The 17,719-nt window shown below is 46.3% G+C and carries 13 protein-coding genes; 10 read left to right on the forward strand and 3 right to left on the reverse strand.

Annotation, left to right across the window (positions count from 1 at the left end):
- Nucleotides 1-190: 190 nt before the first annotated feature.
- A complete protein-coding gene (locus ACO0U8_RS23210) occupies nt 191-403 on the reverse strand; it encodes a hypothetical protein (protein ID WP_421671697.1) in 213 nt (70 codons plus the stop codon).
- 1,071 nt (nt 404-1,474) lie between these two features.
- On the reverse strand, nt 1,475-2,257 hold the full coding sequence (locus ACO0U8_RS23215) for a tyrosine-type recombinase/integrase (RefSeq protein ID WP_421671698.1): 783 nt from the start codon (nt 2,255-2,257) through the stop codon (nt 1,475-1,477).
- 1,288 nt (nt 2,258-3,545) lie between these two features.
- Here ACO0U8_RS23215 and wecA point away from each other — a divergent pair.
- From wecA to ACO0U8_RS23240, 5 genes are read left to right on the forward strand one after another with little or no spacing between them, the layout of a single operon-like run.
- Complete coding sequence (gene wecA / locus ACO0U8_RS23220; protein ID WP_421671699.1) at nt 3,546-4,613, forward strand: UDP-N-acetylglucosamine--undecaprenyl-phosphate N-acetylglucosaminephosphotransferase; 1,068 nt, start codon at nt 3,546-3,548, stop codon at nt 4,611-4,613.
- A gap of 38 nt (nt 4,614-4,651) precedes the next feature.
- Entirely contained in the window at nt 4,652-5,800 is a 1,149-nt protein-coding gene (locus tag ACO0U8_RS23225) for a polysaccharide export protein (RefSeq protein WP_421671700.1), read from the forward strand.
- Nucleotides 5,800-6,234, forward strand: coding sequence for a protein tyrosine phosphatase (locus ACO0U8_RS23230; protein WP_421671730.1), 435 nt, complete (start codon nt 5,800-5,802; stop codon nt 6,232-6,234). Before ACO0U8_RS23225 ends, ACO0U8_RS23230 begins: the two co-directional genes overlap by 1 nt.
- A gap of 27 nt (nt 6,235-6,261) precedes the next feature.
- Complete coding sequence (locus ACO0U8_RS23235) at nt 6,262-8,421, forward strand: polysaccharide biosynthesis tyrosine autokinase (protein ID WP_421671701.1); 2,160 nt, start codon at nt 6,262-6,264, stop codon at nt 8,419-8,421.
- 45 nt (nt 8,422-8,466) lie between these two features.
- Complete coding sequence (locus ACO0U8_RS23240) at nt 8,467-9,507, forward strand: hypothetical protein (protein WP_421671702.1); 1,041 nt, start codon at nt 8,467-8,469, stop codon at nt 9,505-9,507.
- Here the strand turns inward: ACO0U8_RS23240 and ACO0U8_RS23245 are convergent.
- Complete coding sequence (locus ACO0U8_RS23245) at nt 9,494-10,711, reverse strand: oligosaccharide flippase family protein (protein WP_421671703.1); 1,218 nt, start codon at nt 10,709-10,711, stop codon at nt 9,494-9,496. The two genes, ACO0U8_RS23240 and ACO0U8_RS23245, sit on opposite strands and share 14 nt — an antisense overlap.
- A 108-nt stretch (nt 10,712-10,819) precedes the next feature.
- Here ACO0U8_RS23245 and ACO0U8_RS23250 point away from each other — a divergent pair, with 108 nt between their 5' ends.
- The 5 genes from ACO0U8_RS23250 to ACO0U8_RS23270 all read left to right on the forward strand — a co-directional run bounded on the left by ACO0U8_RS23250 (nt 10,820) and on the right by ACO0U8_RS23270 (nt 17,704).
- Nucleotides 10,820-12,172 (forward strand): asparagine synthase-related protein, encoded by a 1,353-nt coding sequence (locus tag ACO0U8_RS23250; RefSeq protein ID WP_421671704.1) that lies wholly within the window; start codon nt 10,820-10,822, stop codon nt 12,170-12,172.
- Nucleotides 12,173-12,195: 23 nt separating this feature from the next.
- Nucleotides 12,196-13,380: a glycosyltransferase family 4 protein gene (locus tag ACO0U8_RS23255; RefSeq protein WP_421671705.1), complete on the forward strand. Its 1,185-nt coding sequence runs from the start codon at nt 12,196-12,198 to the stop codon at nt 13,378-13,380.
- Between the two features lie 543 nt (nt 13,381-13,923).
- Complete coding sequence (locus ACO0U8_RS23260) at nt 13,924-14,454, forward strand: fimbrial protein (protein ID WP_421671706.1); 531 nt, start codon at nt 13,924-13,926, stop codon at nt 14,452-14,454.
- A 70-nt stretch (nt 14,455-14,524) separates the two neighbouring features.
- Entirely contained in the window at nt 14,525-15,064 is a 540-nt protein-coding gene (locus ACO0U8_RS23265; RefSeq protein WP_421671707.1) for a fimbrial protein, read from the forward strand.
- Between the two features lie 84 nt (nt 15,065-15,148).
- Nucleotides 15,149-17,704: an outer membrane usher protein gene (locus ACO0U8_RS23270; RefSeq protein ID WP_421671708.1), complete on the forward strand. Its 2,556-nt coding sequence runs from the start codon at nt 15,149-15,151 to the stop codon at nt 17,702-17,704.
- The last annotated feature ends 15 nt before the right edge of the window (nt 17,705-17,719 follow it).

Here is a 17,719-nt window from a genome sequence, read left to right on the forward strand (position 1 = left end):
TCGTTGTCGAGGTCTAAGTGCACGGGCAGTTGGACCGGGCATTTGTTTAGGCCGGCGACAGTGTTTCATAGCGGAGGTCTGGGTCAGTTTTAGCAGTTTGGGTAATATGCCGGAGCTAGCGGTCATGACCATCTGGCGAGGGAACGCATCGTGATAGTGAAAGCAGATAGAGGCTATCAATTAGGCGAGCTCAAATGGGGTGATGTCTTAATTCCCAAGCCTCAACTAAAGAAACCATCATCTCCATATCCTCAAATTCTGGTGAGTCTTTATCAGGTTGGTTATCAAAAAGAACACCTAACCTATCAATGATTGCTCTGTATTCTTGTTCATTGGCAATTTCCTTGATAACCATTTTTAATCCTTCAATCACAGTTAAAATCTCCAATCCTCTATTAGACAATCAGTGCCCCTCGACAAAATCTAACTAACAAAAAATTCGTATTAATTCAAGCGGAATAAATACCAAAATGGTGATCGGTCGTTTTGGGGAGTTTTCGGCTATACGGGAAAGAGCCCAACGTGCGGGGAGGGGATAGGGCGGTCGGGAACGCCCCCGTTTCCGCCGCCTTACCGCATCAGACGGTATGCAAACCACTGATACAACGAGGATTATACCAGAGGTGGTCAAGCCTGGGCGAGTTTAGGATCAACCTTTACAAGCTCGTCTTGCAGTGGGGTAAGCTGTGGATTATAAAAGGGAAAATGCCACCTCGGTGTGGAAGAGGGGAAAGTTGGGCAGTCTGGGCGTAAAGCCTAATTCGTGAAAAGTGAGAGCGTCGGGAATGCCAGGGGGAAAAAGCGTTCCCCGCGGCCGCGGCTGGGGTATCTTAAAAATTGCACGTACTAAGCCGCCGTCCCGGATGAGATAATGGTTTTCATGAAGCCAAAGTCACGCTAAGAATCAACCATGTCGCCAGACTATGCCCTTTCCGCCGTCATCCAATCGCTTTCGACCTGAGAGGCAGGAATTTGCTAGGCACAACGCAGGGGTAACCGGCCACGGGAAATATTGATTCTGCTATTCTATGTATAAACCTCAAGTGAGACGACCGACATGAAATTGCTGAGTAATCAATCAGAATACCGGGAATGGATGGTAAGAGACTACCTTCAACTTAATGGAAAATTTTCTTCCGTATTCAGTCACGATGAGCTTGAAATCTTGCTGATTAACCAGATGCCCAGGGAGTTTCCCTGTCTTATAAATCTCGTTAAGGGACCAAATATTTATGAACCAGAATCCATAACCTTCATCTACCGTTCTGAGGTAGAAGAATGGGCAAAGCTCTTTGGCATAAATTAGAAAAAACCCGTATCCCAACATGATACGAAGCGGGTGGCTGCAGTATTGCGTCAATTCAGCTGTGAGCACGCTAAGCCCGATGCAGGATGTAGCGCGGCTGCACGTCAGAAGGGAACGCGGGCAGACAAAGCCCGAGGTGAATTACCCTAAAAATGCAGCATTTCTGCGTCAGAACTCCGTTAGCGTCCGGCCTGTTTCCTTCAGCAACGTCACGGCCTGAGACTCCGGCATGCTGAAGGTGATCTGCTGACTGGTCGCAATGTCTAACGCAAACACCCGCGTATACACTTCCGTACTTTCCGCTTTCTCATGGCCGAGCAGTGCCTGCAGCACTTTCAGCGGCGTATGCTGATAGCAGTGGTGCATGGCGTAGCTGTGCCGAAACACGTGTGGCGTGACCGGCACTGAAAATGTGACGCCGTCACGCCTTGCCTCATCCACCGCCCGGGTTAACCAGTTTCTAACCGTTCTGTCGGTCGCCGCCCAGATGGGAAGCGGACGCCGTTCGCCGGTCTGCGCGTCGGTCTCAATCCTTTCGCGCGTGCTGGCGAACAGCCGGCGCAGCTCGTCCACAAACCCCGGATCGGATAAAGGCACCACGCGGTTTGCCGATTTCCCCTTGGCCGGACGCCCGGTACCGGCGCGGCGCTGCTTGGCGGTGCGGATCACCACGTGCGGGTAATCGCCATTAAGCCGGAAGTCGCGCCTTTTCAACGCGAGCACTTCATTGATCCGCCCGCCGGTGTTCCACATCGTGGAGACCAGGGCGTGCTGCGACCAGTCGGGTAAATAGTGGAGCAGGGCGCTGACCTCCGGTAATAAGAGGTATCTTGGCAGGTCGGCGTAGGCCATTGCCATTTGCCGAAGGGCCAGCGCGCGCCGGTGATCTTCCGGACGCACCATTAACATGGGGCGACGCTCCGGTCCCGGCAGCGTGGTCAACTCAGTCATCGGTCATCTTCCCCTTCAAACAGAACCGCAAATGTCATCACGTTTGGCCAAAAACGTCCGAGATCGCGCTACGTAAAAAATAGCGTACTCACCCCCTGATCGCTTTTCAGAATTCACACAGCGCAATCTGCGCAAAATTATCCGCCGGCGGCGGCTAAGGTGACCATTTTCGCCCAGCGGCGGGGCGGATACCACGGCAAAAACTCGTGGGCGTGATCGGTCACCGTTTCCGACTTATGGAATTATGACATAAAACGGAATCAAATAATTTGACGTGTTGTGCAGGCTGGATCCAAAAAGGATCCTTTCGGCACTGCATTTAGTGGGTTGATACGAAGATGAATACCCTATAGTGGGGTTTAGGCCAAAACACCGCCCGACCGTCGCGGTTGCCGGTAATAGCGGAAAACGGAATACGATCGGTTTGGAGTGACAAGAGGAGTGTTTACACAGAGAGTAGGGCTAGCAATTTCAGTGGAATTTTGTTCGTCGCTACATTAGACAGATTTTCCTGTCATTAAACATAATGTGTCAAATCGGCGTTATGAACATTTTGAATAAAACCAAAAGGGTGAACGCTAGGGTAGCTTTCAGCTATAGCGGAATAAATCATAGCTTGCTTTCGATATTGTATGATAAATAAAAGTTGTCTGCTTCAGCATGAACTTTTCATCAAATTTGCGTCAGAGACGTCAATGAACGCCCATTAATCAGTTTTTACGTACCCAGGAAGACTTTGGTGTAACCTCCATCTGAATGTTCAATCTTGCCTTTTTATACTGCGCAGGGTGGAAAAAATCCCACTATGTGACTTTTATCTCTATCTAACCTAATGAATAACAATGTTTTTTTGTTAAAATTAGAATTTTTAGTTATTTTAGTAGATTTTTCTACTGAAAAATATCAAATATTAGCGACTATGTTCTGGATTAATTATTTTTTTTTCATGATGTTAACTGAAAAATTCGAATATAGTTTGCCGTTCTTTTTTTTCTTTATCAATTATCGGATGCTTGTAATAATAATCTCACAAAAATAGTAATTTATGTTGTTTCAATAATAATCGTGCTTCTTGAAGGAAAGACAGTCTTATTATTTTTGAAATATGGAAACACCAGGGAGTTCTCTAGAATTATATTAGGTTGGAGAAAGTTTGTTTAGAATTACCCCAAAAATTACCAAATTTTACTCTTGCTGCCTATATTTTGGTGGTTTTACCTTGCGTGCTTATATGTGAATTTAATTCATAGGCGGTAGCCTGTCTGAAACATTATGTGGGAATATCGCGGTGCTTGTAAATATAATTTTCATGTTCATAATTTGCCTTTTACTAATTATTATTACGCGACGTCTGAGTTTCATATTTGATTTAGTCGATAAACCTAATCAAAGAAAATTACATACCCATCACGTTCCGCTAGTTGGCGGGATCGCCATCTACTTCTCGGTTTTGCTCCTGAATTTTCTTACAGAAGGGCAATTTTCCCATATGAATGCTTACTTGGTGAGCAGCGGGTTGTTAATCGCCGTGGGAATATTGGACGACCGCTTTGACTTACCAGTATTGCCGAGGATCGGTGTTCAAGCTGTTGCCGCGCTCATCATTATGGTGGATGGCGTTTATCTGCGTTCGTTGGGATTACTGTGGTTTGGCGATGAGCTAACGTTGGGTTTTTCGGGATATATCGTCACGTTGATTGCCGTCGGGGCCTCCATCAATATCTTCAACATGGTCGATGGGATTGATGGCCTTCTTGCCGGGTTGTGTTCGTTGTCTCTTGGCGGACTCGCGGTGTGTTTTTATCTGGCTTCGCAGCCCGAAATGATGGCGTTTTGCTTGTGCCTTATCGCCGCACTTGTTCCGTTTATGTTGCTTAATCTTGGCTTTCCCTTCGGCGTGCGCCAGAAAATCTTCATGGGAGATGCCGGCAGTACTTTCCTCGGGTTTACTGTGATCTGGTTAGTGATGTTGTCTTGTCAGGGGGAACGAACAGCTCTTGCCCCGGCAAACGCTTTGTGGCTGCTGGCACTGCCATTAATAGATATGGTGGCTGTCGCCGCAGGCCGTATTCAAAATCGGCAGAGTCCCCTGCGCCCTGACAGAACCCATTTCCATCACTTACTGATGGCGTATGGCTTTTCTGCGCATCAAACGCTGTTCCTCATGCTTGCGCTGGCTTTTCTCTATTGTGCCGTGGGGGTTGGGATGGAATTACTGCGTGTTAACCCGATGCTTTCACTTTTAATTTTTGTGGGTATTTTTGCCCTGCATTGCTATGTGAGAAAACGGTTGAAGCGTTCCGCGCATAAATATGGGATCCCCGGATACGCCCAGCATGGTCAACAGCTCGAATAAATAATGTCCACCCGCCAATATTAAAATGACGAATAACTATGACACTCTCTCGCTATTTCTTCAGTCTTGCTCTCCTTCCTGGGGTGCTCATGCTTTCTGCCTGTCAGATTGTGCCGGGAAGCCATTTATCGACTTCAGGTAAAAATATGATGTCTTCATCTCCTTCGGAGTCTGACATCAATAAGCTGGTGGATGTTTACGCCATCACACCGGAGCTTATAGAAAAGTTGCGAATTATCCCACCTGCATCTCGCTCCAATCCGCAGCTTGATCGTTCACTCAGCCACTATCAATATACGATTGGGGTTGGGGACATTCTTAATATCACAGTATGGGACCATCCAGAACTCACTACGCCAGCAGGTCAATATCGCAGCGCGGGTGAAAGCGGCAACAGTGTTCATGCCGATGGCACGATTTTTTACCCCTATATTGGTCGAATCAGTGTGCTAAACAAAACGGTGACCCAAGTCCGTGATCTGGTTGCCCTGCGGCTGGCCAAATATATTGAGTCTCCCCAGGTGGATGTCAGCGTTGCGGCTTTTCGGTCCAAGAAGGTTTATATCACCGGTGAGGTGACCCGCAGTGGAGAGCAGCCGATAACTAACGTCCCGCTTACCATCATAGGCGCACTGAACCAGGCGGGTGGGATCAGTGAAAATGCTGATTGGAATAATGCAATTCTTACCAGACAAGGCAAAGAACGACGAATATCAATTGCTGGACTGCTGCAAAACGGTGACCTGACTCAAAACTCGTTGCTGGAGCCCGGTGATATTCTTTACATTCCGCGCAATGACAACCTTAAGGTGTTCGTCATGGGCGAGGTGAGAAAGCAGACTACGCTGAAAATGGACCGCACGGGAATGACGCTGACCGAAGCGCTTGGTAATGCAGAGGGAATCGATCAGGTGACCAGCGACGCGAGCGGCATCTTTGTCATTCGTTCTCAGACACGCACCGGTGAGAACAGCGGTAAGCTGGCGAATGTGTATCAGCTCAATGCTCGCGATGCTACTGCGCTTATTTTAGGGACCGAGTTTACGCTTCAACCCTACGACATCGTGTATGTCACGACTGCGCCAATAGCTGCGTGGAACCGTGTTATCACTCAGCTTGTCCCGACAATTTCCAGTGTTCACAGTATGACTGAAACAACCCGCTGGTCACAAAATTGGAACAACTAATTTTCCAGCGCATTTTGGTCGTTTGCCTTGGGAATATCTGCCGTTCGCCCGTAGGTGCACGCATTCTGCAACAAAACCTTCCTGAAAGCACTGTCAGCTCAGCTGGGTTAAATGCCGTTGTAGGACATGGGATCGACCGTGATTTTGGCTGTGTGGCCTTGGCAAATAATATTATCGTGGAGGGACACGTCGCACGGCAGCTCACGCAGGCGATGTGCCGCGAACAGGATTTGATCCTGGTAATGGAGCCGCGGCACATAGCGATGCTGACAGTCATCGCCCCGCAAGCTCAAGGGAAAACACTGCTGTTTGGCCACTGGCAAAACCACCTCGAAATACCCGATCCCTTCAGACGTTCGCAGGAGGAACATCAGCTTTGCATTCAGCAATTACTGACATCGGCCGCTGGTTGGGTCAGAGCGTTACGTCATTAATCAAAATACGAATAAACAGGAATTGTTATGCATAAAGATCCCGCCCGCTCTGGTCGCGAAGTAAATGAAGAGTCTCTGATTGACATTCATTACCTTTGGGGCGTGCTGTTGGACAGCAAAATCCTTATTTTTTCTCTGACAATGATAAGCGGTGTGTTGGCGCTCTCCTACTGCCTGCTAACAACGCCAATATATCAGACCGAAGCATTAATTCAGCTTGAGCGAAATAGTGGGGCCAATCTCTTTAATGAGCTCAGCAGCTTTTTACCCGATAGCGAGTCCAGTGCCAGTTCAGAGTTGATTTTAATGAAATCCCGATCGGTGCTGGGTAAGACTGTGGAAGATTTTGGGCTGGACACTGAAGTCAGAGAAAAGCATTTCCCTTTGCTGGGTAAGGCACTCTCGCGCCTCATGGGGCATGCAGAGGCATCCGTTAATATTGAGAAATTTGAGTTGCCAGCCGAATTACTTGGCCGCCGTTTTGTGCTGACTTTATTAGAACATGGCGTTTATAAACTCGAAGGAGCTGATCAGTCTTTTACCGGGAAAGTAGGCGTTGCCGTTAACCGGGGTGGTATTACCTTATTAGTTAAAAGCACTGATGCAACTGCGGGTACGAGCTTCACGCTGAGGAAATTAAACCGGTTTAAAGCAATTGAAAATATTGAAAATAGTTTTAATGTTAAGGAGTCCTCTAAAGATAGCGGCATGCTGCTGCTGTCTTATATAGGTGAAAATCCGGTTAAGATCCGCCGGGTTCTTCACTCCATCAGTGAGAATTATATTCAGCAAAATATAGCCAGAAAATCTGCATCGGCCAGAAACAGCCTGGATTTCTTACAAAAGCAGATCCCGCAGGTAAAATCTCAGCTCGAGTTGGCAGAAAACCGCCTGAGTGACTTTCGTCGCGTGCACAGTTCGGTGGACTTAACGCTTGAGGCGCGCAGCATGCTTGAAACCAGCTCGATGGTGAACGCCCAGCTGAGCACGCTTGAATTTGATGAGGCCGATCTGGCCCGGCTTTACACTAAATCCCATCCCATGTATGTGGCGCTTGAGGCGAAAAAACGTGACTTGCTCAAAACCAAAGCTACGCTCGAAGACCGGATTAACGGCATGCCCACCACACAGCAGGACGTGCTGCGCTTAACCCGTGACGTAGAGTCGGCCCAGGCAATCTATATGCAGCTTCTGAATAAGCAGCAGGAGCTGAATATTAACAAGGCCAGTACAGTAGGTAATGTCCGGGTCATCGATGATGCAGAAGTTTTGCCAGATCCTGTTCATCCTAAACTGTCTTTAATAGTGTTAGCGTGCACGTTGGGTGGAGCTCTGCTCGGCATTGTCTTGGTTTTGATTCGCAACTTTTTCAAACGTGCGATAGTCAGTTCCGAGCAGATCCAGGCGCTGGGGTTGTATGTTTACAGCAGTATTCCTTTTTCAGAAACGAAGAAAAAGCTGGGTTTGAGGTGGAGAAATAAGAACACTACTGATGCAAAGGAATTATTAGTGGTAACGCATCCCGATGAACTGGCAACTGAAGCTATCCGCAGTTTGCGTACCAGCATTTATTTTCAGCTCAAAGAGGCCAAAAACAACATTCTGATGGTTACTGGCCCAACAAGTCAGATGGGTAAAAGCTTTGTTAGCGGTAACCTGAGCGCAGTATTTGCACAGTCAGGAATGCGGGTATTACTGGTAGATGCAGATATGCGTTGTGGATATTTACATGAATATTTCAACCGTGATCAGCGCGGCGGATTAGCTGAAATACTGACGGGGCAGGCGAGCATAACGGATTGCTTACACAATACTCATTTACATGGTCTTGATATGCTCTCAAGAGGGGCAACTCCGGCAAATCCCTCTGAGTTATTGCTTGGGAAGCCTTTTTCTGAATTCTGTGCATGGGCTGGAAAGCACTATGATCTGGTTGTTATCGACACACCACCTATCCTTGCGGTATCAGACGCAGCGATTGTGGCGACACACGCCGGTATCACGCTAATGGTTGCGCGGTTTGATGTTACCACTTCTGCCGAACTGGCTGCTTCTGTCAAACGGTTCCGGCAGGAAGGACATCCTATCAACGGTGTCGTTCTGAACGGCACTTTCCGGCGTAACTCACAATATTTCCAGCAGGGTTATTATGAATATTACCAATACAAAACGGCCTATAAAGCGTGATTTAAAATCAGTGCCTTCATAGACCTTTCGTGATTTGGATTTGTTATGCATACCTCCCGTCATCAATTATTAGCAATTTTTTTACTCAAAATAGCCTATGCATTCTTCGCTGTGCTTGTATTTTCCAAATTCACCTCCCTTGGAGATACCCAGGATTACTTACACGGAGAGCACCTTAATCGCAATAATATCGCCAGCACTGCGTATCTTATGTCTTTCATCGGAGTCACTTTAGGTACGTGGGGCGGATTTATACTGTGTCTTGGATTATCAGTTTTAGGAATACTATATCTTTTAGAAAAAACAAGATTTTCAGCACGCAATAATGCTTTGGTCATGATACTGATTGCACTACCCTCATTCGGGGTATGGACATCCATTTTTTCAAAAGAAGTGTTTGTCCTGTTCTCCTTTTGTTTATGTACCGGCGGCCTTATTGATCTATTAACCCGGCGACGTCGTTTTTTTTCGCTTTTGCAAATCGCCGGCCTGGCTTTGTTAACTTTTATGAAGCCGCATTATTCAGTCAGTATTTATCTCTCTGTGGCGGGAATTCTTGCGTATCACGCCGGATTTCGAAAAGAGCTCATGCTGGCGCTGATCGTTCTCATGAGCGTGATATGCGTTGGTTTGTGCATACGTTATGTGGATGAAATATATCAATACACCCAAATCATGCCGTTACACTTTTCGCAAAGCGGTGGATCAACCCGGCACAATACATTTTGGCTGGATGAGTGGGATTTCTTTACATATCTTCCTATTGGCGTGCCCATGGCCTTTATCGGACCCACATTACCCGAGGCCATTCACTCCCTTAAACTCATCCCTTCGTCAATAGAAGGACATTTTCTTTTTGGATTTATTTTGCTCAATGGATGGAGAGCAGTCTTTTACGGCAAGCAACTCAATGTCATGGGACTTTTACTGATGATGTCGTTTGTGCTGGTTTTATTCATGACCCATTATCCGTTCGGTTTGTTCAACCCGGGGTCAGCGATTCGGTATCGATCCGGGTTTATCTTTCCGCTCTGCGTATTTGTCCTTTTTCTAGCGACCCGCAATCGTCCGCTCAAAGGCGGATAAGACGGCGGTAAGCCAGAAAATAACATAAGACAAACAGGGCGCGGGCAAACACGAACATGGCAATGGCACCCGTCACAGACCATACATATATCAGCCCGTATCCGATAACAGCTGAAACAAGCGACACGAAGACAGAGGTGTTACGAAATACTGTGTCATGGCGGTTCGGCAGGAAATAGCCATAAGCAAAGGCGCTTAACATACCGTTGAACACGATACCGGGGCTCAGGTATTTAAGATAGTTCACCACGTCTGGATAGGCGCCCCCCAGAAATAGCGTGATGACTCGCTCGCCGCACAGCCAGATAACCAAAACTGGGATGAGAGACATCAGAATATTAAGTTGCAGCAGATGGGCAAACTTGCCTTTTCCTTTGGCAATCACGGGATACGCGCCCTTGGACATCATAAGTTGCACGGCTCCCGCGATAGCCACCAGGCGCATTGCCATACTGTAACCAGCGAAAACGGCCGGACTCACTAGAGAACCAATGACTAACAGCGGGATATTGCTGTAAAGATTAGGCGCGAAGTCGCCGACAAAGCTGTTCCAGCCCTGCCTAACAGTACGTAAAACCTGGCTGAAGTCGAGTTTCTCGTGAATGGATAAATGGTATGTTCGGTACCAGAGTGCGCACACGCCGGTTACGGCATAGGCGAAAGCGTTAATAAACACCGCCGTTAACATGTCGTTGGGGCCGTTGACCAACCACAACAGCGCAGCAATTTGCAGCAAGCGTGATACTAGCGTTGAAATGGCCAGTGTGCTCAGCCGTGAGATCCCCTGATGAAACCAGGCTGCGGTAAGATAATGGCCAACCAATGTCAGGACGAAGTAACCAGCTATAATGCCGATAGAAACAGAAGGAACAGTATACAGCGTGTACGCCGTAAAGATGAGGCATGCGGCAATACCGAACACCATTCTGACGGCTTGGAATTCGTTATAAAGAGGCTGGAGTTTCGCGGGATTCTGATTTTGTGCAACTTGGCGCACGCCGGTTATTTGCGTACTGTAATCCGTAAAAATAGCGGCAAATATCGTTGCCGAAATAAAGATAAAATAGTATCCACAATTCTCAGGCCCTAATACCCGCGAAAGGTACGGCAGGGTGATTAACGCTACTATCAGATTAAGCACATTAATAGAAGAAAGATTTAGCACATTAAAGGCTATTTCGTTTAGCCGAAATTTTATTTTCATCCTGAAATCCTGTCTTGTTAAATTGCATCAGGGCGATCGTCCTGAGTGCCCATATTATCAATTAGCAATGCAGCTGAATAGTTATTTATGAACTAATTAAGGAAATCCATGTTATTTAAAGAAAGTATCTCGGACATACAAGTATCAGAGAAGCTAACAAATTTATCATTAGTTGTTGAAGACGGTGTTATTTATAATTCCGATATTGAAAATCGACTGTACATCACCTTTTCTGGCACAGATCTCATTCTTTCTGACCAATTAACGGAGATAGAAAAAGAGCATAAAATCGCCGTTGATAAAGATTCGGCAGAGTTTTACCGGCGCTTCGGATTTATTGCACCCCCGTTTACTTTATATAAAGGGGTTTACGTTTTAGCCCCCTATGTGGGAATTAGCCTCATTCCCCCATTTTCCTGCGTTACCCGATATCCAGAAGTAGGGATGAATGATAACGATAAAATTAATATACGGTATGATATTCAGGAAGATATTAAAAACTCTTTGAACAAAGTCGCTGGGAGTTTCCGAGTTCTTTTTAGTGGTGGTTTAGATTCCTCTCTATTGCTGGCCGTAGCTCATGAAATGGGTAAAATAGAAGTTGCCCTCAATTGCTTTATGTCCTCAATGCCCGAAGAAAGTATCAGGGCTGAAAAAATGTGTCGATCTAAAAATATTACTTTTCATAAAGAGCAGATTTGTGGGGATCTTACGGAAATCGCGCGTATGTTCATTGATCTGACAAGGGAGCCGGTCGCCGATAAAATTGCACTGGTGATTCCAGCTATGCTCTCCAAGTCGAATGCAAAAAAGTCTACAACCATTCTAGATGGGCAGGGTGCAGACTCGCTGTTTTCAGGGCTTCCGCAAGATAAGCTATACGATTTGTACTGCAAAACGCATTGCCGATATCTGGGAATATTGCTGGGATGGATGCCCGTATGGAAAAAGAAGAACACCACTCTGGGTAGAAAATTATACCGTGTTACAAAAGTCCTCCACTGCTTGAAGGCACCTGGGCCTGTATCCATGTTCATCAGGTCACTGGTGGAGAATGAAGCGTCTAAGCTGTCAGCAGGTAACCTGGTACAAAAATGGGTAAATAAGGAATTACATTCTCTTCATGATGGTCTTGGAGATTTTCATTTAGTTATCCGCTATTTTTTTATGTTCCGTGTGTTACCGTCGAGAGAAATGCAAAAATACGCGATATCACAATCATTGGGTTATGTCTTTAAATTACCTTTTCTTGAAAAAGAAATGATTAATAAATATTTTTATGTACCCCCTTCATTCAGCATAAATGAACGTGCTTACAAATACCCCATTGTCAGTGCAGCAAAAAAATATTGGCCTGGTTATTTTAGTTCTAGTCGGACCAGCCCATTCCAGGTGGAGTTTGATACCGGCGGTAAATCTGTAAGTGAATTTTCTCTTTCATACATTTCAGATTTTAAATAATTACTCATTCAAGGATGATAGGTATGTCAATAAAAATAGTTAAAGGGAAACGCATTGCGATTACTGCTAATACAAGCTGGTATCTGTTTAATTTCAGGGCTAATACTATAAAAAAACTCATCAGTGAAGGGTATAATGTTGTGGCAATCGCGCCTGAGGATACGTATTCTCAGAAGCTTAAAGATTTAGGGTGTGGGTATATTTCACTAAAAATAGATCAGGGTGGCATCAATCCTTTCAAAGATGCTATGACGCTATTCGCAATTTTAGGCGTTCTGATAGGCAATAGGTTTGACGCTGTTTTAAATTTCACACCGAAAAATAACATCTATTTCTCATTGGTTGCAAGGATGTTTTCTATTCCAGTTATTAACAACATTGCTGGATTGGGGAATGTTTTTATTAATGGCGGGATTGTCCGCACTGTCTGTCGCCAGTTGTACAGAATAAGCCAAGGTAGTGCCGCTAAAATTTTCTTTCAGAATGAAGAAGATCGACGCATGTTTCTTCGGGAAATTATTCCCAATTATCCCCGATCGGTGAGATTGCCTGGATCAGGTGTTGACCTTCAACGTTTCTATCGAAGAGAGGCTCCTGATGATGGCACTGTCCGGTTCATTCTGGTGGCCCGGATGCTTTACTCAAAGGGGATTAAGCAATATGTCGATTGCGCCAGGATCCTTAAACAGCGCTACGGAGACAGCTGCCAGTTCGGGCTATTAGGTTTTCTTGACGTAAAAAATCCCACAGCGGTCACCGCACAAGTCATGGCCGAATGGGTTGAGGAAGGAATCATCAAATACTTGGGGATTTCCGATAATGTAGAGCGCGAGATAGCGACCGCGGATTGTGTTGTATTGCCCTCTTTCTACCGCGAGGGAGTACCAAAATCATTGCTGGAAGCAGGCGCGATGGGTAAGCCAATTATTACGACAGACAATGTAGGGTGCAGAGAAACCGTTAATCATGAGATTAACGGTTTTATATGTCAGCCGCAGAACACAGAAAGCCTTTTACAAGTGTTAGACAGGATGATTCGCTTATCACATCAGGAACGCTGTGAAATGGGCAAGCAAAGTCGTTTGAAAATGGAGAAAGAATTTGATGAATCTCTTGTTATCAATAGTTATATTTCGGCCCTTAATGAAGTCTTCAGCCATCAGTCTGAACAGGCACGTCAAGCCACTGATAAGCCAAATCTGAATTAAAGCATCTTTCTGCTATCACTGGGAATCCTACTAAAGATGAGACACGCAGCCCCTTTTTGTTATGAAGCCTAAACGCTTTCAACCCATTTATACCTTAATATCGTCGCTAACCAGGTTTTCTCGCTGCAGACTGCCCTCTAACGCTAACTGTAGTACTCATGCTCAATGAAGTTTTATCTCGCCTAAATCACTTTTATGGCGCAAAAATTTATACAATAAACTTTAGCAGCATTTAATGCTGCCGATTATTGTTTTATCGGGTTATTGTTCTGTGCGTATTATTTTTAAAAAAGAACGCTGAGCTAATGTTGTGAATTTAACCAAAAATTGTTTTAGGTGTTTTAAATACACTCCTGTTTTGTAATAATTATTTCCGACGAAATGAGGTAACACGTAAAATTTATATTAATTCAATAGCCTTTTTAGCCTGTCTATTGGTGTTACCTACGTCCGATACCAGTTTTTAAAACGAGAAATATTGTGGCTCTGACACATATTTAAAATAAACACGCGATCCAAAAAATTCATTTAAAGGAATATATAATGAAAATGAACAAAATTGTTCTCGGTGTAGCATTGGCTATGGGTATTTCTTCTTTCGCTCAGGCGGATCAAGGGCACGGTACGGTCACATTCACAGGTTCGATTGTTGATGCCCCTTGCTCAATCGATCCAGACAGCATTGATCAGACAGTTAACTTGGGTCAGGTTTCTAACGTTGCGCTGGCTGCGGACAGTAATAAAGGGACTTCCACCCCTAAAAACTTCGAAATCAAACTTGAAAAATGCACCCTGGGTGACAAAGGTAAATCGGTCACTGCAACCTTTACCGGCTCCAAAGGCGGCACTGAAGGGATGTTAGGTCTGACAGGTACTGCGAAGGGCGCGAGCATTGCAATGACAGACGGTACAGGCAAAGTGCTGGAACTGGGTAAACCAACTACCGCTCAGGCTCTGCAGAACGGTAATAATACGTTGTTATTTGCAGCGTACCTGCAGGGTGATGGCGCGTCATCAGGCATCGTCCCGGGTGATTTCAAAAGTGTTGCTAACTTCACACTGGCTTATCAGTAATAGCGACAAAGCGTAAGCATGCGGGGCAACCCGCGTGCTTTTTTATCCGCTACGAAAGTCGGGTTAATTTATGTCCAAAAAAATGGGCATCAGTGCTCTGTTAATACTTCTCAATATCAGTGTAGTGGGTCAGGTTTTGGCCTCCGATCCCCAAGGGTGGGGCAAGGTGTACATGCTGGGTTCAATCATTGAAACAGCCTGCGCTATCGACATTTCAAGCCGTGACCAAACAATAGATATGGGGTTAATGCCGGTAAGCGTCATTGCCCGGGAAGGGCAAAGTATTACACGTCCTTTTACCATTCAGTTGGTGAACTGCACGTTGGCAAAGAACAGCAAATCGCAACCTGAATGGCAGCATTTCCAGGTCACCTTTGATGGCAAACCTGATGCAGGCCTGTTTAGTGTTCACGGTGAAGCACAAGGTATAGCGTTGCAGATTGCTGACAGTCAGGGAAATATCGCATTACCTGGCATAGCTTTACCGAAAGGGGAAGTTCATTCAGGCGATATGCCGCTTAAATACTCCCTGCGGTTAGTTAGTAATAATAAATTATTACGTGCAGGAGAATATTTCTCTACGGTTAAATTCAAAATGGATTACTACTGAATATATCTCTCGCAGTAAAAATGCCTGGTGTCAATATTGAAGGGTCAGGCTTGGCTGAATTTTATGGAATGGACGTTGCGCCTTATGGAAAAGAATAAAAAACATAAAAAATTGGCGTTATCTCATTTAAAAATATGGCCGTCACGCCCGCGAGCTTTAGCCATAATGGTCAGCTATCTTATCAGCGGAGCGATGACAACTGTACAAGCCGAAGAATTTTCCTTTAATACCGATGTATTAGACGTCAATGATCGAAGTAACTTCGATCTGGATCAGTTTTCCCGCAGCGGCTATATCATGCCGGGAAACTACGTTATGTCTCTTCACGTTAATAAACAGGAACTTCCTGAGCAGCCTGTCACTTATTACGCCCCGGATAACGATCCAAAGGGGAGTGAACCCTGCATCACACCGAGTCTAGTTGAACAATTCGGCCTTAAGCCTGAAATGAACAGCAAATTACGCTGGACTCACCAGGGTCAGTGCCTTCAGGTCAGCAGCATAGAAGGCATGACAGCGAAAGGCGATCTGGGCGAAGCAACACTCTATCTCGGTATTCCACAAGCATGGCTCGAATACAGTTCCGGAGACTGGGACCCACCATCCCGCTGGGACAACGGTATTCCGGGCATCCTGATGGATTACAACATCAATACCCAAACCCAGCGTCAGCAAAAAACCGGCAACCAAAATAACAGTATAAGTGGTAACGGCACCCTTGGGGCAAACCTTGGTGCATGGCGCCTGCGTGCCGACTGGCAAACGCGTGTTGACAAACAAACCGGATCGGGCCAATCGTCTAAAAACAGCTGGGACTGGAGTCGTTATTACGCATACCGCGCAATTCCTCGATTGGGCGCATCACTGACGATGGGGGAGAATTATCTCAACTCCGACATTTTTGACAGTTTCCGCTTTGCGGGCGTTAGCCTCATTAGTGATGACTCAATGTTGCCACCCAATTTGCGGGGTTATGCACCGGAAGTAACGGGTGTAGCAAGAACTAATGCGAAAGTCATAATCAGCCAACAAGGCCGTGTTATTCAGGAAACTCAGGTTGCCGCAGGTCCGTTCCGCATACAGGACATCAATGACGCTGTTTCGGGTCAGTTGGATGTACGCGTAGAGGAGCAAGACGGCAGCGTACAAGAATTCAAAATGGATACCGCCAGTATTCCGTATCTGACACGTCCGGGCACGGTGCGTTACAAAGTGGCCACCGGCCGTCCTAATGACTGGCAGCATAGAACCAATGGTCCGCTGTTTACCACCGGTGAATTTTCCTGGGGTATCAGCAACGGCTGGTCCATGTACGGCGGCGGCGTAGCGGGTGGCGATTACAATGCGATGGCATTAGGTATCGGGCGTGATCTGATGATGCTGGGCGCATTGTCGCTGGATGCGACTCAGTCACGTGCGAAATTGCCTGGGCAAGAGGGTACGCTGTCAGGGGGATCATATCGCCTGAGTTACTCAAAGAACTTTGATGATTATGACAGTCAGGTAACTTTCGCTGGCTACCGTTTCTCGCAGAAGAACTACATGAGTATGAGCGAATATCTGGAGGCGCGTACTGATGGCATCCGCTCTCAGAACAGCAAGGAGATGTACACCATCACCTTCAACCAGCAGTTCAGCGATCTGGGTCTGAGTGCCTACCTGAACTACAGCCATCAGACGTACTGGGACAGGCCGGCTAATGACCGTTACAACCTTACATTGTCCAAATATATGGATATTGGTCGCTTCAAAAATATCAGCATGTCGCTGACCGGTTATCGGAATAAATATAACGGAACTAATGACGACGGCATGTATCTGTCACTGTCGATGCCGTGGGGGAATACCGGTTCGGTAGGCTACAGCAACTCTATTAACCGAAATGACACCACTCATCAGGTGAACTATTACGACCGGATAAACGACAACGACAACTATCAGGTAAGCAGCGGTATTTCCCGAAGTGGCAGCACCGCAAGCGGCAGTTTCAGCCATCAGGGCGATCTTGCTCAGGTGGACGTAAACGCTAGTTATCAGGAAGGCAGTTATTCCTCTGTGGGGATGTCATTGCAGGGTGGCGCGACTGCAACGCTTGAAGGGGCAGCATTACACCGCGGTGGTTCACAGGGTGGGACACGCATGTTGGTGGATACCGATGGTGTGGGCGGCATACCTCTCAGTGGATACGGCGCCAATACCAAATCCAACCGTTTTGGCAAAGCAGTGGTTACGGATGTCGGCAGTTACTACCGTAACCGAATTAGTATCGACCTGAATCATTTACCTGAGAATGCCGAAGCTGTTCGTTCAGTGGTTCAGGGGACATTGACTGAAGGGGCCATTGGCTACCGTAAGTTTGAGGTCATCTCGGGGGAGAAAGCAATGGCTGTTATCCGTCTGGCTGATGGTTCAGTACCGCCGTTTGGCTCAACGGTGATTAACAGTAAAAAACAAGGCGTGGGCATCGTCAGCGACGACGGCAACGTTTACCTGAGTGGGATAAATGCGGGTGAAAAAATGTCGGTGCACTGGGCGGGCAAACCACAGTGCGAAATTTCACTGCCACAAAAGCTTTCCAACAGCAGTCTTACTGACTTACTTCTGCCATGTCGCAATCTGACAGCGGCTCTTCAGGAATAAATAAATGGGGTCATG

It is taken from the genome of Rahnella sp. EDr1-12 (assembly GCF_049206505.1).
GTDB lineage: Bacteria > Pseudomonadota > Gammaproteobacteria > Enterobacterales > Enterobacteriaceae > Rahnella > Rahnella rivi.